19 protein-coding genes are annotated in these 21,284 nt (G+C 65.7%); 13 read left to right on the top strand and 6 right to left on the bottom strand.

Annotation, left to right across the window (positions count from 1 at the left end):
• Positions 1-249 precede the first annotated feature (249 nt).
• Both Q1L59_RS07000 and Q1L59_RS06995 read right to left on the bottom strand, forming a co-directional pair.
• On the bottom strand, positions 250-1,215 hold the full coding sequence (locus tag Q1L59_RS07000) for a histidine phosphatase family protein (RefSeq protein WP_300330023.1): 966 nt from the start codon (positions 1,213-1,215) through the stop codon (positions 250-252).
• A 126-nt stretch (positions 1,216-1,341) separates the two neighbouring features.
• The gene (locus Q1L59_RS06995; protein ID WP_300330020.1) at positions 1,342-3,855 is read right to left on the bottom strand and encodes an FtsX-like permease family protein; all 2,514 of its coding nucleotides are present in this window, start codon (positions 3,853-3,855) and stop codon (positions 1,342-1,344) included.
• Positions 3,856-4,055: 200 nt separating this feature from the next.
• Here Q1L59_RS06995 and xth point away from each other — a divergent pair, with 200 nt between their 5' ends.
• The 3 genes from xth to Q1L59_RS06980 all read left to right on the top strand — a co-directional run bounded on the left by xth (position 4,056) and on the right by Q1L59_RS06980 (position 5,797).
• Complete coding sequence (gene xth, locus Q1L59_RS06990; protein ID WP_300330017.1) at positions 4,056-4,823, top strand: exodeoxyribonuclease III; 768 nt, start codon at positions 4,056-4,058, stop codon at positions 4,821-4,823.
• A complete protein-coding gene (locus Q1L59_RS06985; protein WP_300330014.1) occupies positions 4,823-5,500 on the top strand; it encodes a Crp/Fnr family transcriptional regulator in 678 nt (225 codons plus the stop codon). Before xth ends, Q1L59_RS06985 begins: the two co-directional genes overlap by 1 nt.
• Positions 5,501-5,599: 99 nt before the next feature.
• The gene (locus Q1L59_RS06980) at positions 5,600-5,797 is read left to right on the top strand and encodes a DUF2892 domain-containing protein (RefSeq protein WP_300330010.1); all 198 of its coding nucleotides are present in this window, start codon (positions 5,600-5,602) and stop codon (positions 5,795-5,797) included.
• A 109-nt stretch (positions 5,798-5,906) separates the two neighbouring features.
• On the opposite strand, the gene rsmA is transcribed toward Q1L59_RS06980, so the two are convergent.
• From rsmA to lptD, 4 genes are read right to left on the bottom strand one after another with little or no spacing between them, the layout of a single operon-like run.
• The gene (gene rsmA, locus Q1L59_RS06975) at positions 5,907-6,686 is read right to left on the bottom strand and encodes a 16S rRNA (adenine(1518)-N(6)/adenine(1519)-N(6))-dimethyltransferase RsmA (protein ID WP_300330008.1); all 780 of its coding nucleotides are present in this window, start codon (positions 6,684-6,686) and stop codon (positions 5,907-5,909) included.
• Positions 6,687-6,700: 14 nt separating this feature from the next.
• Positions 6,701-7,714, bottom strand: coding sequence for a 4-hydroxythreonine-4-phosphate dehydrogenase PdxA (gene pdxA / locus Q1L59_RS06970; RefSeq protein WP_300330005.1), 1,014 nt, complete (start codon positions 7,712-7,714; stop codon positions 6,701-6,703).
• A 2-nt stretch (positions 7,715-7,716) separates the two neighbouring features.
• Complete coding sequence (locus Q1L59_RS06965; protein WP_300330002.1) at positions 7,717-9,027, bottom strand: peptidylprolyl isomerase; 1,311 nt, start codon at positions 9,025-9,027, stop codon at positions 7,717-7,719.
• Between the two features lie 24 nt (positions 9,028-9,051).
• Entirely contained in the window at positions 9,052-11,829 is a 2,778-nt protein-coding gene (gene lptD / locus Q1L59_RS06960; RefSeq protein ID WP_300329999.1) for an LPS assembly protein LptD, read from the bottom strand.
• A gap of 109 nt (positions 11,830-11,938) precedes the next feature.
• Here lptD and Q1L59_RS06955 point away from each other — a divergent pair, with 109 nt between their 5' ends.
• The 10 genes from Q1L59_RS06955 (at position 11,939) to purH (ending at position 21,244) form a co-directional block, all read left to right on the top strand.
• Positions 11,939-12,970, top strand: a complete 1,032-nt coding sequence (locus Q1L59_RS06955) for a phosphotransferase (protein ID WP_300329996.1) — start codon at positions 11,939-11,941, stop codon at positions 12,968-12,970.
• A complete protein-coding gene (gene murU / locus Q1L59_RS06950) occupies positions 12,970-13,662 on the top strand; it encodes an N-acetylmuramate alpha-1-phosphate uridylyltransferase MurU (RefSeq protein ID WP_300329994.1) in 693 nt (230 codons plus the stop codon). The genes Q1L59_RS06955 and murU overlap by 1 nt, the downstream gene beginning before the upstream one ends.
• Positions 13,659-14,966 carry an aminopeptidase P N-terminal domain-containing protein gene (locus tag Q1L59_RS06945; protein ID WP_300329991.1) on the top strand — a complete coding sequence of 436 codons (1,308 nt, stop codon included), beginning with the start codon at positions 13,659-13,661 and terminating at the stop codon, positions 14,964-14,966. Before murU ends, Q1L59_RS06945 begins: the two co-directional genes overlap by 4 nt.
• On the top strand, positions 14,959-16,110 hold the full coding sequence (locus Q1L59_RS06940; protein ID WP_300329988.1) for an FAD-dependent monooxygenase: 1,152 nt from the start codon (positions 14,959-14,961) through the stop codon (positions 16,108-16,110). The genes Q1L59_RS06945 and Q1L59_RS06940 overlap by 8 nt, the downstream gene beginning before the upstream one ends.
• A gap of 128 nt (positions 16,111-16,238) precedes the next feature.
• Positions 16,239-17,093: a septum site-determining protein MinC gene (gene minC, locus Q1L59_RS06935; protein WP_300329985.1), complete on the top strand. Its 855-nt coding sequence runs from the start codon at positions 16,239-16,241 to the stop codon at positions 17,091-17,093.
• A 101-nt stretch (positions 17,094-17,194) separates the two neighbouring features.
• Positions 17,195-18,016: a septum site-determining protein MinD gene (gene minD / locus Q1L59_RS06930; RefSeq protein ID WP_300329982.1), complete on the top strand. Its 822-nt coding sequence runs from the start codon at positions 17,195-17,197 to the stop codon at positions 18,014-18,016.
• 1 nt (position 18,017) lies between these two features.
• Positions 18,018-18,284: a cell division topological specificity factor MinE gene (minE, locus tag Q1L59_RS06925; protein WP_300329979.1), complete on the top strand. Its 267-nt coding sequence runs from the start codon at positions 18,018-18,020 to the stop codon at positions 18,282-18,284.
• Between the two features lie 50 nt (positions 18,285-18,334).
• Positions 18,335-19,384 carry a tRNA dihydrouridine synthase DusB gene (dusB, locus tag Q1L59_RS06920; protein WP_300329976.1) on the top strand — a complete coding sequence of 350 codons (1,050 nt, stop codon included), beginning with the start codon at positions 18,335-18,337 and terminating at the stop codon, positions 19,382-19,384.
• Positions 19,381-19,629, top strand: a complete 249-nt coding sequence (locus Q1L59_RS06915; protein ID WP_300329974.1) for a helix-turn-helix domain-containing protein — start codon at positions 19,381-19,383, stop codon at positions 19,627-19,629. The genes dusB and Q1L59_RS06915 overlap by 4 nt, the downstream gene beginning before the upstream one ends.
• 49 nt (positions 19,630-19,678) lie before the next feature.
• Positions 19,679-21,244 carry a bifunctional phosphoribosylaminoimidazolecarboxamide formyltransferase/IMP cyclohydrolase gene (purH, locus tag Q1L59_RS06910; protein ID WP_300329971.1) on the top strand — a complete coding sequence of 522 codons (1,566 nt, stop codon included), beginning with the start codon at positions 19,679-19,681 and terminating at the stop codon, positions 21,242-21,244.
• The last annotated feature ends 40 nt before the right edge of the window (positions 21,245-21,284 follow it).

Here is a 21,284-nt window from a genome sequence, read left to right as displayed (position 1 = left end):
ACAATAGGGGCGAAGCCCCCCGATGGCCATGATGTGGATCAATGGCAGCGGCTCTCCTTTTATATCTGTGCGAGGCAACTGTTGACCTGGGGCGGCGCAGAAACTGGCGACTTTTTATGGTGGACCCCGGCATAGTCAGCGATCCTGGCGATTCCTAATCGCGGTCGGTACGCAGTGGATAGGGAAGCAGCATCGCTCGACGAGCTTGTGCGCACGCAGCCCGCCCGCCGCCGGGATAGCTGCCAGCGCTTACTTCAGCCGCTTCTCCAGCTTGTCGACCAGCTTGCGCAAGGCGGGCTCGTCGAGCAGGCGCCTGGCCTCCTTCGCCGGGACCCAGCGCCGCTGACGGTGGTTTTCCTCCCACTCGGCGTCCGGAATGCATTCGCTGACGGCCATCGGGAAGACCGCCACGCTGCAAACGCCACCCCACTTGGCGTAGTCATAATGGCCGATTGGCTCCTCGTCCAGCTCGCCGCGTATGCCGGCTTCCTCGAGGGCTTCCTTGCTTGCTGAATCGCGCAGCGAAAGTTCAGGCTCCTTGACACCCTTCGGCAAGACCCAGCGCGTTCCCCGCCGGGAAGCAACGATCATCATCTCGAGCTTGCCGTCGCGCCGGCGATACGGCAGCACGGCCGACTGGGTAAAGAAATAGTCCGGTACCGGTCCGCGCGCATCGGCGTCCTCGGCCGCCTTGACGAGCAGATCATCGCCCAGTTCGCCCGGACGCGTCAGCGAAACCACTGTCGCACAACCTTGTGCCAAGTTGCGCCAATCCTCGAGCAGCTCGAGTCGCGCAAGCGCCGAGGTGGGCAGGATCTTGCCGTCCTCGGGAACGTCAACGTGACTCGCCAGATACTCTACGAGTTCCTCCAGGCCAGGATTGTGGCCAACCAGCATCACCCGGCGAGTGTTCTTTGGGCATTCGGCGAGCGCCGCCAGCAAGGCTTCGACTGGCGCCGCGTACAAGCGCTCGTCCCAACGGACGGTTTTCGCGGGCAGACCCATGGCCTTGCAGGCCAGCATGGTCGTCGCCCGCGCGCGCTCAGCCGGTGAACTGATCACCGCCTCGGGAACCAGCTTCTGCTGCCTGATCCAGGCGCCCATCTTCTGGCTACCCTGGCGACCGCGAGCGACCAGCGGTCGGTGGTAGTCCTCATCACCGGTCGTCCAGTCGGATTTCCCGTGACGCAATATCAGCAAGGTCTTGGCTTTCATTTCGCTACTCTCTTTCTTTCAATTTGAGGTGAATGCCGCCGGCCACTGTGCGCCGCGGCACGTGCGCGATCGCGCCAGGCAAACGTATGATAACGGATGCCACTCGCCGGAAAAACGGGCGACTGCCTAGCTGCTGCCGTTGCGCAAGACCTCTATTGGTGGCGCCTGCAGCAGCCGAGCCGCGGCAAACCAGCCAGCGGCAGTCACCAGCGCAGCGCCGCCGATCATCGCCAGCGGCGGCAACCATGGGTTGGCGGCAAGCTCGAAGTGAAACACGCGACTGGCCAGGAACTCGCCAACCCCCATCGCGGCGAACGCGGCAAGTAGACCGGCCAGCCCGCCGACCACGGCAAACTCGGTGAGCAGCGCGCGCCGCAACTGCTCACGGCGCGCGCCGAGCGCGCGCATGACGGCCAGTTCGTAGCGCCGCTCGTCGGCCGCCGAAGCCAGAGCCGCGTGCAAGACGATCACCCCGGCGGCCAGCGTAAACAGGAAGACGAACTGGATCGCTCGCGCCACCTGCTGCATGATCGACTGCAACTGCTGCACGATCGCAGCCACATCGATCACTGTCAGGTTGGGAAATTCGCCCACCAGCCGGCTTACCACGTCCTCGCGCCCGGAAGGTAGATGGAAGCTGGTAATCCAGCTTGCCGGGTAGCCCTCGAGCAGCAAAGGCGGCGTCAGGACGAAGAAGTTCGCCCGCATCGTGTCCCAATTCACTTTGCGCAGGCCGACGATGCGTACCCTGACCGGCTCACCGGCGACGAGAAACTCCAGTTGGTCGCCGACCGCCAAACTCAGCGTCCGGGCAAGACCGTCCTCGACCGACGCGACGGCGCCACTGCTGCGCTCGTTCAGTTCGGCGAGCGTGAACCAGCGGCCGGCGCTCGCCTCGTTGCCCTCAGGCATTGCGCGCCGCACGGACAGATTGAACTCGCGTTCGATCAAGCGCTGCGCCCGGTCGTCGGTGTAGTTCGCTACGCTCACCTCCTGGTCGTTGATCCGCGTCAAGCGACCGCGCACCATCGGCGCCAGTTCGGCGTCGATGCCATCGGCCAGTAGCGCGGTGCGCACCGGCTCGCGTTGCTCGGGCTGAATATTGACCACGAAACGGTTCGGGGCGTCCGCCGGCACCGCCCGCCGCCAGGCCTCGAGCAGATCGCCGCGAATCACCGTGAGCAGGAGCAGCGCCATGAAGCCAAGGGCCATGGCGACGATCTGCACGACGCTCGCCGTCGCGCGCCGCTCGAGGCTGGCCAGGCCGTAGCGCCAGCCGAGTTGCAGCGGGCGCGTGGAGACGAAAGCGCGGCGGCTGCGCAAAGCGGCTGCCGCGCGCACCGCCAGGCGGGCGACCAGGGCAAAGGCGAGCAACGCGATGAGAAAGCCGCCTACGATGGTCAGACCAAGTTGCAGCTCGCCGGCGAGCCAGCAGATCAGGCCGGAGAGCGCCAGCAAACCGAGCAGGTAGCCGGCCATGAAACTACCCTGGGGTGGACCCAGCTCGCGCCGCAGAACGCGCAGGGTCGACACTTTTCGGAGCTGCAGGAAGGGCGGAACGGCGAAGCCGAAGAGGAGCAGGAGGCCGATTGCCGCGCCCTGCCCGGCTGGCAGCAGGCTCGGCGACGGCAAGGACATGGCGAGCAAGTCGGCCAGCCAGGCGTGCAGGACGAAATGGGCGAGATAGCCGATCAAGACGCCGAGCGCGACCGCGAAAACGCCAAGCATCGCCAGTTGACCGAGATAGAGACGCAGAAGCAGGTTCTGCACGGCGCCCAGGCAGCGCATCACGGCACAGCCGTCGAGGTGGCGCTCGACGTAGCGGCGCGCCGCCAGACCCACCGCGACGGCCGCCAGAACGACGGACAACAAACCCGCCAGGCCAAGGAACTTCTCAGCCCGTTCAAGTGCGCTGCGAATTTCCGGCCGTCCGTTCTCCGGGCTTTCCATCCGTTGTCCGCGCTGCAGGCGGCGTTCGAGGTCGGCCTGAAAGCGCCTGATGGCGGAATCGTCACCGGCGAGCAGCAGGCGGTAGGCGACCCGACTGCCGACCTGCAGCAAGCCGGTCGCCGGCAGGTCGTCGAGGTTCATCAGCAAGCGCGGCGCGACGCTGAAGAAGTTGATTCCGCGATCGGGTTCGAGGGTCAGGATGGCAGCAACGCGCAGCCGGATCTGACCGACGCCGACGCTGCTCCCCACTTTGACGGCGAGGGCGGCAGCCAGGCGCTCGTCGACCCAGATCGTGCCGCTCTCGGGCACGCCAGCGGCCGGAGCATCGGCGGAGTTTGCCGTGGGCGCGATGCGCAATGAACCGCGCAAGGGGTAGCCCGTCGCCACCGCCTTGATTTCGGCCAACTGCGCGCGTTGGCCGTCTTCGGCCGCATGCGCGACCATGCTCGGAAACGTTCGTGTCTCGGCCACGCGCAAGCCGCGCGCGCGCGCTTGGTCGGCAATTTCGGCCGGCCAGGGGTGGTCGGCGGTCAGCAGCAGGTCGGCACCGAGCAACTGGTGCGACTCGCGCGTCAACGCCTGGCGCACCCGATCGGCAAAGAATCCGACGGCAGCGAGCGCGGCAACCGCCACCGTCAAGGCGGCAAGCAGCAAATGCAGTTCGCCCGCCCGCGCATCGCGGCGCAGCATTCTCCAGGAGAGACACAACACGCACATTCCGCTACCACCTTCGGCCGATCATCAAGCCCGAGCTTAAAGCAAAATTGCCTCGCCGGGGTTCCGTGTTGGGCTGCCGGCTGGCACAATTCGCCTGACTCACCGGGCCTCACCCGCCTGCCGTCCGGCCGGCGGGCAGCGAGCGCCCGTCGCGCGCCGAGGAAGCACATCGCATGAAGATTGCCAGTTGGAACGTCAATTCGCTGAAGGTTCGTCTGCCGCAATTGCTTGACTGGCTCGCCGCCTGGCAGCCCGACATCGTCTGCCTGCAGGAAACCAAGCTGGAGGATCATGCCTTTCCGCAGGCTGCACTGCAGGCGGCCGGCTACTTCTCGCTTTTCGCCGGACAAAAAACCTACAACGGTGTGGCCTTGCTCAGCCGCGAGCCAGCGCGCGAGGTCGTCGTCGGCAATCCGCTCTACCCCGACGAGCAGCGGCGACTGCTGGCGGCCAGCGTCGGCGGAGTGCGCGCCGTCTGTGTCTACGTTCCGAATGGCCAAGCCATCGGCAGCGACAAGTACGAGTACAAGCTGGCCTGGCTGAAAGCTTTGCGCGAGTGGCTCGCTGGGCAAATCGTCGAGCACCCACGGCTGTTCGTTGCCGGCGACTTCAACATTGCTCCGGAGGACCGTGACGTACACGATCCGGCCGCCTGGTCCGGCCAGATCCTCTGTTCTGTCGCCGAACGCCAGGCTTTCGGCGGACTTCTTGGCCTCGGCCTGCGCGACAGCTTCCGCCTCTTCGAGCAAGCGCCGAAAAGCTTCTCGTGGTGGGATTACCGGATGCTCGGTTTTCAGAAGAACCTGGGGCTGCGCATCGACCACATTCTGCTCAGCGAAGCGCTCGCCGGGCAATGCACCGCCGCCGGAATCGCGCGTGCGCTGCGCAAACTCGAACGGCCTTCCGACCATGCGCCGGTCACCGCCGAATTGAGCGCCTGATGGCAGCGAGCGACGACGAGCTCGCCGAGCGCCTCGTCGCGCTCTATCCGGTGTTGCGCTGCCTATCGGCGCGCGCGCTCGCCGAACTATGCCAGACGGCGAGCCGGGTGCAGCTTGCCGCAGGCGCAGCTGTCTTCGACGAATGTCAGAACTGCCCCGGCTTTCCGCTCATTCTTGCCGGCACGATCAAAGTCGTGAAGAGCACCGCGGCGGGCCGCGAGATGCTGCTCTACCGGGTCGAGCCAGGCGACTCGTGCATCATCACTTCCAGTTGCCTGCTCGGCCGCAGTCGCTACTCGGCGCGCGGAATCGCCGAACTACCGCTCACGCTGCTCGTTCTGCCGCCGCCGCTCTTTGAACAGATGATCGCCGAGCAGCCGCTGTTTCGCGACTTCGTTTTCCATCTTTTCGCCGAACGGATCGCCGAGTTGATGCAACTCGTCGAGGAAGTGGCCTTTCATCGCCTCGACCAGCGCTTGGCGAAACTGCTGCTCGCACGCGGCGAGACCGTGCGCGCAACGCATCAAGCGCTGGCCGACGAACTCGGCAGTGTGCGCGAGATCGTCAGCCGCCTGCTCAAAGGCCTCGCCGGACAAGGTCTGGTCGTTCTTGGACGCGAGCAGATCAGCATTGTCGATCGCGAGGGATTGCGCCAACTTGCCGACAGCGGACGATGACCGGACGAGGCGCGCGGCCTCTGTGACCGCAGTTACAGACTCGCCGCATCGCACCGCCTAAGCTGTCGGCTTTCCTGATCAATTCTTGCGGAGAAGAGCATGAAGACCAATGTCGGTGGAATCGATAAAATCCTGCGTATCGTCGTCGGCATCGCCCTGATCGCCATGGCTGCCCTCGGCGTGGTCGGCGTCTGGGGCTGGATCGGCGTCGTGCCCCTGCTCACCGGCCTGTTCGGAACCTGCCCGGCGTACTCGCTGCTTGGCGTCAACACCTGCCCGATGCGGAAAAGCGAGTGAAGTGGTTCACCCTGCCTCGCCGTCGGCGAGGCAGGCCAAGCGCTCTCGCCGTCGGCGAGGCAGGTCAAGCGCCCTCGCCGTCGGCGAGGCAGGTCAAGCGCCCTCGCTATTACGGCAAACTGTTAGCCAGGCGAACGTAGTCGGCGACCGTCAGTTCCTCGGCCCGCGCGAGCGGTGAAATGCCGGCGGCAGCGAGTTGATCCACGCTTACCAGACGTTCGAGACTGTTGCGCAGCATTTTGCGTCGCTGACCAAAGGCAAGCGCCACGACGCGTGCCAGCAGGTCCTCGTTACGTGCTGTCAAGCTGCTCGCCGGGCGCGGCAGCAGCCGGATGACGGCCGAGCGCACCTGCGGTGGCGGATCGAAAGCAGCCGGCGGCACTTCGAACAGAGACTCGACGGCAAAGCGATATTGCAGCATCACGGATAGCCGACCGAAGCTGCGGCTGCCCGGCGCCGCAACGATGCGCTCGACGACTTCTTTCTGCAGCATGAAATGCATATCGCGCAGACGGTGCGCCGCGCCCGCCAGGTGGAAGAGCAAAGGTGTCGAAATATTGTACGGCAGGTTGCCGACGAGACGTAAAGGGCCACCGAGCGTTTCCGCCAGGCGGGCAAAATCGAAGATCAGCGCGTCACCCAGGTGTATCGTCAGGCGCTCGGCGGGACACGCGCGCTGCAGGTGGGCAAGCAGATCGCGGTCGAGTTCGATGGCGTGCAGATGATCGATGCGCGCACACAGAGGTACGGTCAGAGCGCCCAGCCCGGGGCCGATCTCGACCAGAAGCTCGTCGCGCGCCACAGCCAGGTGTTCGATGATTTGCGCAATGATCTGGCGATCGACCAGAAAATGCTGGCCGAAGCGCTTGCGCGCGCGGTGCTGCCGCATCGGCACCGGTTTCGTCAGTCGCCGGCGTGGGCGCGGGCGACCATCTCGATCGCCTGTTCGACGGCTGCGAACAGGCTCCCCGGGTCGGCTCGACCGCTGCCGGCCAACTCGAGCGCCGTCCCGTGATCGACCGAGGTACGGATGATCGGCAGACCCAGCGTGACGTTTATCCCGTGCCCGAAACTGGCGTATTTCAGCGCCGTCAGCCCCTGGTCGTGATACATGGCGAGCACGCAGTCGCCCTGCGCCAGTACCGGCGCCGAAAACATCGTGTCGGCCGGTAGCGGTCCGATCAGCTTCATCCCTTCGGCGGCGCGCAGTTTGTCCAGCACCGGGGCAATCACTTCGATTTCTTCGCGCCCCAGGTAACCGCCTTCACCGGCATGCGGGTTGAGGCCGGCGACCAGGATGCGCGGTCGCGCGAGGCCGTACTTGCGCTTCATCTCCGCGTGCAGGATGCGCAAACTCTCCTCGACGGCAAGCGCAGTGACCGCCGCGGGAACGTCCTTCAGCGGCAGATGCGTGGTCACCAGCGCGACGCGTAGTCCGCCGCCAGCCAGCATCATGACGACTCGCTTCGTTCCGGTGCGCTCGGCAAGATACTCGGTATGCCCGGAGAAGGCGATGCCGGCGTCGTTGATCACCGCCTTATGGACCGGCGCGGTAACCATCGCCGCGAACTCTCCGGTCAGGCAGCCGCTCAGCGCACGCTCGAGCAGCGCCAGAACATGTGGTGAATTGGCCGGATCGAGGCGTCCGGCGACGGCCGGTGCGACCAACGGGAGATGGACGACATCAAGCGTGTCGGCTGTTGGCGGCAAGGCTGGCTGCCAGTCGCGCACGCGGACGTCGATCGCCAGGGCCGCGGCACGCTCGACGAGCAGGCGACGATCGCCGACTACGACCAGGCGCGCTGACAGGTCGCCGGCGCGCAGCCGTTCGGGCAGGCGGAGGACGATATCCGGGCCGACTCCGGCCGGCTCGCCGACGGTAATCGCGATGACCGGCAGCGAAGCAGCGTTCGCCACGCTCAACGCTCGACCAGGCGGAGCTCGACGTAGGCGCGGTCGCGCGCCTGCCGCAGCCAGTCCTGATACGCTTCGTCGCGCTTGCGCTCGCGCAGCACCTGGCGCGCAGCGGCGCGCCGGCGGTCGCTCGACACGTCCTGCAGGCGGCGTTCGATCACTTCGATCAGATGAAATCCGAACGGCGACTGGATCGGTGCGCTGACCTGACCGGGAGCCAGCGCGTTCATCGCACGTTCGAACTCGGGAACGGTGTCACCCGGATAGATCCAGCCCAGATCACCACCCTTGGCCGCTGAACCGTCCTGCGAGAACAGTTTGGCAAGTTGGGCAAAGCTCTCGCCATGGCGGACGCGCTCGGCCAGCGCTTCGAGCTTGTGACGCGCTTCGCTTTCCGAAACGACCTCGTTGACCTTGATCAGGATGTGCCGGGCGTGCGTCTGCTGGACCGCCGGCAGCGCGCCGCCACCGCGCTTGGCGAGGAGCTTGATCAGATGAAAGCCGTTTGAGCTACGGAGTACCGGCGTGACCTCGCCGACGTTGAGCTTGGCGCTGGCCTCGGCAAACATCGAGGGCAGGCGTTCGCTCGGCCGCCAGCCGAGATTGCCGCCCTGCAGACCGTCCGGAGCGTCCGAGTAGGCCGCTGCCAGTTGCGCGAAGTCCTCGCCCTTGTGCAGGCGGTCGAGAATCTGCTCGGCCTTTGTGCGCAGTTTCTGGATCTGCTCGGGACTCGCCGACTCCGGCGCGCGCAGCAGAATGTGCGCCAACTGGTACTCCTCGCTCGCACCGCCGGCCGCCGCATTCACCAGATAGTGGTCGATTTCACTATCGGAAACAAAAATCCTCGCCTCAACCTCGCGTTCGCGCAGCCGGGCGATCATCATTTCGCCGCGGATGTCTTCGCGGAAGCTCGCGTAAGCGATGCCATCCTTCTCCAGCGCCGCGCGAAACTGCGCCAGCGAAAGCTTGTTGTTCGCGGCGATCCGCTGCAGCGCCTGTTCGAGCTGCGCGTCGTCCACTCGCAGCCCCATTTCACGCGCGAGTTGCAACTGCACCCGATCGATCACCATGCGCTCGAGCATCTGGGTTTCGAGCACATCGCGCGCGGGCAGCGCCACCCCTTGTTTCTGCAACTGCGCGGTAGCCGCCTCGAGCCGGCCGTGCAACTCATTCAGTGTGATCACTTCATCGTTGACCACCGCAACGATGCGATCGACCGCAACCGGTTCGCGGCCCGGCCGGGCCGCCACCTGCGCCATCGTCACACCCGCCAGGCAAAGCGACAGCAGCGTGCTGCGCATCAGGAGCCAGATCATCAATTCACCTGCTTGCTGTTCTTGCTATTCATTCCACGCGCGCTCGTCGAGCGACTGGTTGGCGATTCCATAGCCAGGGATGCGCCGCTGCAGCAGCACCAGCGGATTCGCCCCCAGGCGCGAGAAATCGCTCAGTTCGAGTTGCAGATACGCGCGCGTCGAGACATGCGACTCGCTGGTTACGACGCGCTGACCAACCGCGCGCAGCACCCAGCAGCCGGCGTTGTATTCGACACCGCCGATGATCTCGATCGGCTGATTCTGCAGAAACGAGTAGTTGTAGCGACCAACCACCTGCCAGCGACTGGTCAGCGGCCACTGACCGGAAATGTCGATCTGCCTGATCGGCGTCGCTGCATTGCGGTTATAACTGTAGGCCGCATTGAACACCTTGCCCGCCTCGGGCAGGTAGCGCGCGCCGAAGGAATAACGCTGGAACTGCTGATCGCCGGTGTCGTACTGCAGCGTGGCATCGGTGTAGACGTGCGGTAGAACCTGGCCGGTGAACGCCGCTAGCAGATCCGACTTCTTCCATTTGCGGGTCGCCGTACCGGGCTGCAAAGCGACCTTGTCGTCGGCGAAATACAGGCGCTGGCCAAGCATCGCGCGCATGATCTCGGCGCCACTTGCCGGATCGATCAGACGCGAGGTGGTTGCCGCGGTCAACTGATTCGCGTTGTTGATCCGATCCCAACCCGAGAACTTATTGTCGGCGAAGATCTGGGCGAAATTGAAGTCGGCCAGCGCCGTGTCGAAGATCGGGATATCGTCCTGTTTCCGGTACGGAATGTTCAGGTAGAAGAGGCGTGGTTCAAGCGTCTGGGTGTACTCGCGTCCGAACCAGTGGCTTGCGCGCTCGAAAGTCATCCCGGAATCGACGCTGAAGATCGGCAGGTTGCGACTGATCGACGAGGGGGCGGTGACCGCGGTCGCCGGTTGCGACAGCGAATAGTGCGTAATGTTTACCCCCAGACGCGGCGTGACGTACCAGCCGGGCGTGACGTAGGGCAGCGAAACCTGCGGCTGGAGGACGATGCGTTGCCCGGTCACCCGGTTGGCTTCCGGGCTGGTGAAGTTGCTGTACTGCCCGAAGAAGGCGCTGTCGGTCAAGTAGAGGTCGGGCTGACGTGCGTTGACGACGATTTGCGGCAGCAGCCGATACGGCTGGCCGACCGGGTTGCGCGGATCAGGCTGCAGCGTCTGGAAGGTTTGCAGCATGCCGCTGATGTTCCACCAACCGCCACCACCGTAGGTGACCTGCCCCTGCTGCAGGAGCTGCGTGTTCGCCGTGCTGGAGATCTGGCTCGACAGGTCGGTGTAGTAGTAGTCGTCGGAAACCCGGTTGAAACTGAGCGATCCGGTGAACCCGCTGGCCGTCGTCTGCGTGTGCGTCAACGCCACGCCCCAACGGTCGAGACCACGCACGCGATCGTTCGGCAGCATCTCGACGCGCGCCTTGCTGAAATACGCGCCGCCATAAGCAGCGTTCATGTAGCGCACGTCGGTGGCAAGCTCGACGCCACGCTTGGTGAGAATGCGTGGCGCGAACGTCGCGTCCATGTTCGGCGCGATGTTCCAGTAATACGGCAAGGTGAACTCGACGCCGCTCTCGGTGCTCGACCCGTAGGTCGGCGTCAGGAAACCCGACTTGCGCTCGTTGTTCAGCGAAAACGAAACCCAGGGCGAGTAGAGAATCGGCACGTCCATGAAACGGATCGTCGCGTCGCTGCCGGTCGCCACATCCTGGTCGTAATCGAGCTGCAGTTCGCGCGCGCTGAGCATCCAGTCGTCGTTGCCCGGCTTGCACGTGGTGTAGGTAGCGCCACTCAGGCGCACCTGGTTCTCACCCTCAAGGTCGATCCGCTGCGCCTCGCCGCGTCCCTCAGTGAGCTCCTTGACCGGCTTCTTGGGTCCCTTCACCTTGGTCTGGCCGGGTTTCAGGTCAACCAGGCGCGGCGCGGCAAAACCGCTGGAAAAATCGCCCGGCGCCGGTCCGGCCGGCAGCTTGTCGGCAGCCGCGCCACCGGCGGCTGACTTATCGGGGTTCGCCTGGCGGCGCAGGAAGTACGACGCGTTATCGGCAAAGCCTACTTGGTCCTCGACCTTCAGGCGCATCTTCGGCGCTGAAATCACATCCTCGTCGATCTGCAAACGGGCATTGCCGAGCGCTTCGACTTCGTCTTCGACCGGCCAGTAGGTCAGGCGATCGGCGGTCAGCACAGTGCCCAGTTTGCGCAGCTCGGCGTCGTCCTCGGCCAGCAGTTCGCGGTCAGTCACGCCGCTGATGCGCTGTGCGCTGAGAAACGCCGGCCGCGGTTCGCTGGTCTCTTTCGGCGGGGCGACCATCGACTTCGCCAAACGCAACTGGAGCGGCGTCGTCGCGGTCTCCGGCGCCTCGGCGCTTGCCGCTGGCAAACCCTCGCCAACCGGCTGCGCCGCCGCCGACTGAGCGCTCGACGGAACCTGCGGCGCCTGGACGGCCGGCGCCAACGCCGCCCTCGCCGGCCCGGCACGACCCGGCGCTTCGCCGGCGCGCTCAGCCGTTCGCTCGCCCGTTGCCGGCAGTGGGCGCGCATCGGTCGTCGACAGGTCGACGGCTTGCGTCTGCGCCGCCGCGCCCGCCGTCGGCCGTACCGTCGGTGCCGCCGACACGGGCGGCAAACCGAGCAATGCGGGATCGACGCGGAAAGGCGGCGGCGTGCCCTGCGCGTCGGCCGACGCAGGAATTCCGGCGGCGAGACCGCCGGCCAGGCCGCAGCAGAGGAGCACGGGCAAAGGTCCGGGCCGAGAAGGAAGCGTCATACCAGAGTCAGTAGCGAATGGGAATGCGACGTTTGCCGACGCCGCGCCTGCCAGCGGGCCGGATGATAAAATCGGGCCATTCTAGCATCATCACCCGAGGAGGAGCGGCATGCCGCGCAAAGCCCTGCTGCAGAACTGGGTCAATCAGCTTTTCGCGAAAGACTTTCCGGCCGGCTCGCTGCAGCTCGAAACAGCCTCGGCCGACGCCAGTTTCCGGCGCTACTTTCGCCTCGTGCTGCCCGACGGAACCAGCCGCATCGTGATGGACGCTCCGCCCGACAAGGAAGACTGCCAGCCCTTCCTGGCGGTCGCCCGGACGTTTCGAGAAGCCGGCGTGCATGTACCGGAAGTCCTCGCGCACGACCTCGAACAGGGCTTTCTCCTCCTTTCCGACCTCGGTCGGGTCACCTATCTGCAGGCGCTCGGCGACCGGCGAGCGGCGAGCGGGCTCTATGGCGACGCCAACCGGGCGCTGGTCGCCATTCAGCTCGCCAGCCGTGCCGGCGTTCTACCGACCTACGATCACAACCTGCTGGCGCGCGAGCTGGCGCTCTTTCCTGACTGGTACCTGGCGCGCCATCTCGGTTTCAGGCTCGACGAGCGGCAGACGCGCACGCTGCAGAGCGTCTTCGCCGCGCTGCTCGACAACAACCTGCGCCAGCCGCAGGTCCACGTTCATCGCGACTATCATTCACGCAACCTGATGGTCGTCGGCGACGCGCCGCGCAGCTTTCCCGCCAACCCGGGAATCCTCGATTTTCAGGACGCCGTGTACGGCCCCTTGACCTACGACCTCGTCTCGCTCTATCGCGACGCCTACATCGACTGGCCGGAAGACCTCGAACTCGATTTCGTCATCCGCTACTGGGAAGCCGCGCGCCACGCCGGGCTGCCGGTGTACGACGACTTCCAGGCGTTCTATCGCGACTACGAATGGATGGGCGCGCAGCGGCAACTGAAGGTCCTCGGCATCTTCGCCCGTCTCTGGCACCGCGACGGCAAGGACGACTACCTGAAGGACATGCCGCGCGTGATGCACTACTTGCGCCGAACCTGTCAGCGCTACCGCGAGTTGGCGCCACTCGCCAAACTCCTCGACGCGCTCGACGCGCAGCCCGGCGAAGTCGCTTACACCTTCTGATGAAAGCGATGATCCTCGCCGCCGGCCGCGGCGAACGCCTGCGGCCGCTCACCGACCACACACCCAAGCCACTCCTGCAGGTCGGCGGCAAAGCGCTGATCGTCTGGCACCTGGAACGTCTGGCCGCTGCCGGCTGGCGCGAGGTGGTGATCAATCACGCCCACCTCGGGCGGCAGATCGAGACGTCACTCGGCAACGGCAGCGCCTTCGGTCTGCGCATCGCCTATTCGCGCGAACCGGCAGGCGCGCTGGAAACCGCCGGCGGCATTGCGACCGCGCTGCCGCTGCTCGCCGACCAGCCCTTTCTGGTCGTCAACGGCGACGTCTGGTGTGATTGGGATGTCGCCCAGGCGGCGCCTCGCGCCGCCGCCCTGGGCGAGCGTCTCGCACACCTGGTTCTGGTCGATAACCCAGGGCACCACGCCGGCGGCGACTTCACCCTGCGCGGCGATCGCGTGTATGCGGCGGACGACCACCACCCGGCAACGCTCACCTACGCCGGAATCGCCGTCTTCCGGCCCGAGTTCTTCGCTGCGCTGTCGCGCGGCACGTACATGAAGCTGCGCCCGCTGCTCGACGACGGCATCCGCCGCGGACTGATCGCCGGCGAACGCTACGGCGGCCGCTGGGTCGACGTTGGAACGATCGAGCGCCTGCAGCAACTCGATCACGACTTGACACTCCCGGTATGAAACACGCGCCCTATTCCGATCGGCGTCGGCGCGTCTGCGAGCGTCTGGGCGACGGCGTGGCGATCATCCCGACCGCGCCCGAGCGCCTGCGCAACCGCGACGCCCATTATCCCTACCGGTTCGACAGCTACTTCTGGTACCTGAGCGGCTTTCCCGAACCGGAAGCCGTGCTCGTCCTGATTGGCGGCAGCGAGGCGAGATCGATCCTCTTCTGTCGCGAAAAGAGCGAGGAACGCGAGATCTGGGACGGCTTCCGCTACGGCCCGACAAGCGCGGCGCAGGCTTTCGGCTTTTCGGAGGCTTGGCCGATCAGCGAGCTCGCCAGCCGACTGCCACAGTTGCTCGCCAAGCGCAACACGCTCTGGCATTCGCTCGGGCACGATGCCGAGTGGGACAGACGACTCGGCGAAGCACTCGCCGCCTTGCGCGCCGACAACCGCAACGGCCAGCAGGCGCCGGGAGAGATCCGCGACCTGCACGGTCTGCTCGACGAAATGCGGCTGTGCAAGGACAGCCACGAACTCGACTGCATGCAGCGCGCCGCCGACATCGCCGCCGCTGGGCACGCGCGCGCCATGCGCGCCTGCCGGCCGGGGATGGCCGAGTACGAACTGGAAGCCGAACTGAGTTATGAATTTCGTCGGCGCGGCGCCAGCGGTCATGCCTACACGCCGATCGTCGCCGGCGGCGTCAACGCCTGCATCCTGCATTACGTCGCGAACGACAAGCTGCTCTCGGGGCATGCGCTGGTCCTGATCGACGCCGGCTGCGAAATCGAAGGCTACGCGTCCGACATCACCCGCACGTTTCCGGTCGCCGGCCGCTTCAGCGCCGAGCAGCGTGCAGTCTACGAAATCGTCCTGGCCGCGCAGGCGGCGGCGATCGCGGCGATCCGACCCGGCGCACGCTTCGTCGATTACCATCATGCCGCCGTGCGCGTCCTCTGCCAGGGGCTGATCGATCTTGGACTGCTCACCGGCACGCTAGACGCGGCGATCGAGAGCGAAGCCTACAAGCCCTACTACATGCATCGCACCGGGCACTGGCTCGGGCTCGACGTGCATGACGCCGGCGCCTATCGGACGGGCAGCGGCGACGACGACTGGGTGATTCTCACCCCCGGCATGACGCTGACCGTCGAACCGGGCCTCTATCTGCGACCCAGCGACAAAGTGCCCGAACACCTGCACGGCATCGGCGTACGTATCGAAGACGATGTTCTGGTCACCAGCGCGGGTAGCCTGGTGTACACGCATGCGCCGCGTACAGTCGGCGAGATCGAGGAAGTCATGCACCATGAATGAAGCGATCGAGATTGCCGACATCGCAGTGATTGGCGCCGGCCCGGTCGGTATGACGCTCGCCCTCGCCCTGGCGGGCAGCCCCTGGCGCGTGCGCCTGATCGACAGCCGGTCGCCGACGGCGTGGGCCAGCGATCCGCGCGCGCTCGCCCTGTCGCACGGCACACGACAGGTGCTCACCGGCCTGGACGCCTGGAATGACGCGGCGGCAACGCCGATCACGACGATCCACGTCTCGCAGCGCGGCGGTTTCGGGCGAACGCTGATCGAAGCCAGCGACTATGACATCCCGGCGCTCGGCTACGTCATGCGCTACCGCGAGCTCGCCAGCCGCCTGGCCTCGCGCCTCGACGCGCAAAGCCTGCTGCACGACACATTGGTCGTTGGCCTCGCGGTCGACGCGCAGACGGTGACGCTCAGACTTGGCGGTGCGAACGGCGAGCGCATGCTGTGTGCCCGCCTGGTCGTCCATGCCGAAGGCACGCCCGGCGCGGCCAGCGACGTACGCGTCTTCGATTACCGGCAGCACGCCGTCGTTGCCGAAGTGCGGCCCAACGCGCCACCCGGCGGACGCGCCTGGGAGCGCTTCACGCCGGACGGACCGCTGGCCCTGCTACCGCTTGGCAACGACTATTCGATCGTCTTCACCGTCCCGCCCGGGCGCGCCGAGCACTTGCAGACGCTTTCCGACGAAGACTTTATCGCCGCGCTGCGCGAACAGTTCGGTCGCCGTGTCGACTTCCTCGCCAGCGGGCGGCGCGCCGCTTTTCCGCTCGCACTGCGTGTCCGCCGACGACTGGCCGGCGCGCGCCAGGTCTGGATCGGCAACGCCGCGCAAAGCCTGCACCCGGTCTCCGGTCAGGGTTTCAATCTCGGCCTGCGCGATGCCTGCGAACTTGCCGCAGCGCTCGGCGACTCCCGCGACGATCCCGGTTCAGCGCAGATCCTCGATCGTTACGCGCGCCGGCGCTGGCTCGACCGCAGCGGCAGCATGGCCTTCACCGACGGCATCGTGCGCGTCTTCTCCAACGACATCGCGCCGCTGCGCGCCGCGCGCGGCCTCGGCCTGCTGGCGCTCGACACGCTGCCTGCACTGCGCCACTTCGTCGCCAAACGAATGATCTGGGGTGCGCGCGCCTGGCCGTAGGCGCGCTGCATCAGCGCGGCAGCCACGCACGGCAAGACGGCAAGACGGGCGGTTCGTTTTTCCCGGCACTTTCGGCTAGACTGGCGGGCTTCAGACCAGCGGCCGCGCAGACCGGTGACAAGAAGAACATGCAGACCAGAAAAACAAGTCAGTTGATCGAATTCAAGGGTACAACGCTAGCCGTCGTCGTCGTCACCTTGCGCTCGCTTGTCGTCGAGGATGTGGCCGTGGCCGCCCGGGATCTGTTCGGCGACGATCCGTTCTTCGACGGCGATCCCGCCTTGCTCGAACTCTCGGCGCTCGTCGATCAGACACCGGCCGACTGGCCAGCACTCGCGCAAACGCTGCGATCGCACGGGCTCAACCTGATCGGCGTGTGCGGCGGCAGCGAGGCGCTGCGCGCAAGTGCCGCGGCATCCGCCTTGCCGACGTACGCGACGAGTGCACGCGCCGCGCGCGCGCCAGCCGCGGCCGACGAAGCCGAGGCGTGTGCGGCGGCGAGCGCCACTTCACCCGCAGCAACGCCGGCACAAGCAGCGCCGACCACCTCGGAAGCACCGGCGACCCTGGCAGCACCAGAGGCTTCGGCGACCACGCCAGCCGCCGCCAAGCCGCCGCTCAGCCCCCTTCCGACGCTGTTCATCGACCGCCCGCTGCGCTCTGGCCAGCAGGTTTACGCACGCGCTAGCAATCTGGTCGTCCTCGGCGCGGTAAACGCCGGCGCCGAAGTGATTGCCGACGGCAGCATCCATATCTACGCACCGCTGCGCGGGCGCGCGCTCGCCGGCGCCGCTGGTGACAATGGCGCACGTATCCTGTGCACGCGCTTCGATGCCGAACTGGTGTCCATCGCCGGCCTCTACCGCACCTTTGATGGCGGCGTTCCCACCGAACTCGCCGGCCATGCGGTCCAGGTCAGACTGGCCGGCGGAAGCGGCGATGCGGCCGGCACGCTGCTGGTCGAGCCGATGAAGACCGATTGACCGACGCGCGCCAGGCAGGTCGCAACGACGCGCGCCGCCGCTTGCGGCAGAAGACGCTTTCTGCGAGTAGAATCTCGCCTTTATTTTGCGGAGGATGACCGGTGACCCGTATCGTCGTCGTAACGTCCGGCAAGGGCGGGGTCGGCAAGACCACCACCAGCGCCAGCTTCTCTTCGGGCCTCGCCCTGCGCGGCTACAAGACGGCGGTGATCGACTTCGACGTCGGTCTGCGCAATCTCGACCTGATCATGGGTTGCGAACGCCGGGTCGTCTACGACCTGGTCAACGTACTTAACCACGAAGCGACACTCACCCAGGCGCTGATCAAGGACAAGCATTGCAGCAACGGCCAATTGTTCGTGCTGCCCGCTTCGCAGACGCGCGACAAGGACGCGCTCACCGAAGAGGGCGTCGAAGGCGTGCTCAAGGAACTCGAACACATGGGTTTCGACTATGTCGTCTGCGATTCGCCGGCCGGCATCGAACGCGGTGCGGTCATGGCGCTTACCTTCGCCGACGAGGCGCTGATCGTCACCAACCCCGAGGTCTCGTCGGTGCGCGACTCCGACCGCATCCTCGGCATCATCCAGGCGAAGTCACGCCGCGCACTGCTTGGCGGCGAACCGGTCAAGGAACATCTGCTGATCAGCCGCTACTCACCGAAGCGGGTGAATGAAGGCGAAATGCTCTCGTACAAGGACGTGCAAGAAATCCTGCGCATCCCGGTGATCGGCGTCATTCCGGAATCCGAGGCGGTCCTGCAATCGTCGAACGCTGGTACGCCGGCGGTGCATCTCGCCGGAACCGATGTTGCTGGAGCGTATCTCGACGTCGTCGGACGCTTCCTCGGCGAGACGATCCCGCTGCGTTACGTCGACTACGAAAAGCCCGGTCTGTTCAAGCGACTGTTCGGGGGTAAGTAGGATGTCGCTGTTTTCGCTGATATTCGGCAACAAGCCCAAGACGGCGGCGATCGCCAAGGAACGTCTGCAACTGATCATTGCCCATGAAAGAGGGGCAAGCAACGGAACGCCGGATTTCCTGCCGGCCTTGCAGAAGGAGTTGATCGCGGTCATTTCGAAGTACGTGTCGGTCAGCGAGGACGACATCAAGGTGTCGCTCGAAAAACAGGGGAACTGCGAGGTCCTGGAAGTCAATATCGTCATGCCGGACAAAGCCGGCAAGCTGTAAAATTCTTCCTTTTTCTTCCTTTTCCCGCTCGCTACCGGCACCTCTCGGCCATGCAATTCCTCGGTTTTTCGCTGCCCAGCAACCTCTTCGTCGCGCCCATGGCGGGGGTCACCGACCGCCCCTTCCGCCAGCTTTGCAAGACCATGGGTGCCGGCCTGGCGGTCTCCGAGATGGTGACTTCGAACTCTCTGCTCTACGGCAGCGTGAAGACGCGGCGGCGCGCCAACCATGATGGTGAAGTGGCCCCGATCGCCGTCCAGATTGCCGGCGCAGATCCGGCGATGATGGCCGACGCAGCGCGTTACAACGTCGACCGCGGAGCGCAGATCATCGACATCAACATGGGCTGCCCGGCCAAGAAAATCTGCAACGTGATGGCCGGCTCCGCGCTGCTGCGCGACGAGCCGCTCGTCGGCCGGATTCTTGAGGCCGTCGTCAACGCAGTCCCGACGACGCCGGTGACGCTGAAGATCCGCACCGGTTGGGACAAGAACAGCCGCAACGCCGGCCGCATCCTGAGCATCGCGGAAGCCGCCGGAGTCAGAGCGCTTGCCCTGCATGGCCGGACGCGCGCCTGTGGCTACAGCGGACAGGCCGAATACGAGACGATCCGTGCGGTGAAGGCGGCGGCGTGCATCCCGATCATCGCCAATGGCGACATCGATTCACCCGAGAAGGCGCGCTTCGTTCTCGCCACGACCGGCGCTGACGCGCTGATGATCGGGCGCGCGGCGCAAGGCCGGCCGTGGCTGTTTCGCGAGATTGCCCATTTCCTGCGCAGCGGCCGGCACGCGCCAGCCTTGCGCATCGCCGAGATCCACCAAATCCTGCTCACCCACCTGGAAGACCTGTATTCGTTCTATGGCTGCGCGACCGGCGTCCTGATGGCGCGCAAGCACATCTCGTGGTATACGCGCGGGCTGCCGGGTTCGGCCGCTTTCCGCCGGGCGATGAACCGCGTGCCGACCGCCAGCGGGCAACGCCAGGCGGTGAATGACTTCTTCTTCCTCCTCGCCGGTGAAACGGAGTATCTGCCGGCGTCGCCGCAACCGTCGGCCTCTCTCGCGGCTGCCGACGATCGCCAGGAACTCGCCGCATGATCCCGACGCCTCGTGACAATGACATCGCCGCCTGCGTGCGCGCCGCCTTGCAGACCTATTTTCAGCAGCTCGACGGGGAAAAACCGGCCGCCGTCTATGCCATGGTGATCCGCAGCGTCGAGCGTCCGATGCTCGAGGTCGTGCTTGAAATGACCGGCGGCAACCAGACGCTGGCGGCAGAGATTCTCGGCATCAACCGCAATACGCTGCGCAAGAAGCTGCTCGATCATCAGATCGTTGCTTGACGCGCACCCGACACTTTCCTCGTCCCTCATCGATTCCTTCCCGCCCACCATGAAAATCCGCCAAGCCCTGATCAGCCTTTCCAACAAAACCGGAGCGCGCGAGTTCGCCCTCGGTCTCGTCGCGCAGGGAGTCACCCTGTTGTCCACCGGCGGCACGGCCAAGATGCTGCGCGAGGCCGGCTTGCCGGTCACCGAGGTGGGTGATTACACCGGTTTCCCGGAAATGCTCGACGGACGCGTGAAGACGCTGCATCCGAAAGTTCATGCCGGCATTCTGGCCCGCCGCGATCTACCCGAGCATGTGCAGACGATCGCGCAGCACGCCATCCCGACGATCGACCTGGTCTGCGTCAACCTCTACCCCTTCCGCGAGACGGTCGCCCGGCCCGGCGTGACGCTCGACGAAGCGATCGAGAACATCGACATCGGCGGGCCGGCGATGGTCCGCTCGGCGGCCAAGAACTACGGCGGCGTGGCCGTCGTCACCGACCCCGACGACTATCCGGCGCTACTCGCCGAACTCGCCGCCAACGGCGGCAGCCTCAGCCTGGAAACCCGCTTTGCGCTGGCCAAGAAGGCTTTTGTGCATACCGCGCGCTACGATGCGGCGATCGCCAACTGGCTGACCGCACTCGATGAAGGCGGACAGCCGCAACAGTTTCCCGAGCACCTGCAGCTTGCTTTCGACCGCGTCGAGACGCTACGCTACGGGGAGAACCCACACCAGCAAGCATCTTTCTATCGTGATCAGTGGCACACCGCGGGCGCGATTGCCGACTATCGCCAACTGCAGGGCAAGGAGCTGTCCTACAACAACATTGCCGACGCCGATGCGGCCTGGGAGTGCGTCAAGACTTTCGACGCGCCGGCCTGCGTCATCGTCAAGCACGCCAATCCCTGCGGCGTGGCGATCGATGATCGCCTGCTGAGCGCCTATGAAAAGGCTTTCCAAACTGACTCGACATCGGCGTTCGGCGGCATCATCGCCTTCAACGGCACGGTCGACGTCGACGTCGTCGCGGCCATGAACGCGCGCAAGCATTTCGTCGAAGTCCTCCTCGCGCCCGGCTTCACGCCCGCCGCGCGCGAACTGCTCGCTGCCAAACAGAATCTGCGCGTTCTCGAACTGCCGCTGGCACGTGCTCATCACGCTTGCGAAATGAAACGTGTCGGCGGCGGACTGCTCGTACAGACGCCCGACCGCTTCAATGTGCAGGCCGCCAACCTGCGGGTGGTCACCCAATTGGCGCCCACGGCCGAGCAGATCGCCGACCTGCTTTTCGCCTATCGGGTGGCCAAGTTCGTCAAATCGAACGCCATCGTCTTCTGCGCCCGCGGCATGACGCTGGGCGTCGGCGCTGGTCAGATGAGCCGCGTCGATTCGACGCGCATCGCGGCCAGCAAGGCGGCGAGCGCCGGACTCGAGGTGCGCGGATCGTGCGTCGCCTCGGATGCCTTCTTCCCGTTCCGTGACGGGATCGACGTTCTTGCCGAGGCGGGAGCGACAGCGGTCATCCAGCCCGGCGGTTCGCTGCGCGATGAGGAAGTGATCGCGGCGGCCAACGAACACGGCCTGACGATGGTGTTCACCGGCACCCGCCACTTCCGGCACTGAGTCTCTTGCCGGCACCGTGCGCGAACTCATCCGGCTGCCG

The sequence above is a fragment of the Accumulibacter sp. genome (assembly GCF_029255125.1).
In the GTDB taxonomy this organism is placed as follows: Bacteria; Pseudomonadota; Gammaproteobacteria; order Burkholderiales; family Rhodocyclaceae; genus Accumulibacter.
The sequence above is the reverse complement of the archived record's forward strand: the minus strand, read 5'-3'. Positions and strand labels throughout refer to the sequence as shown.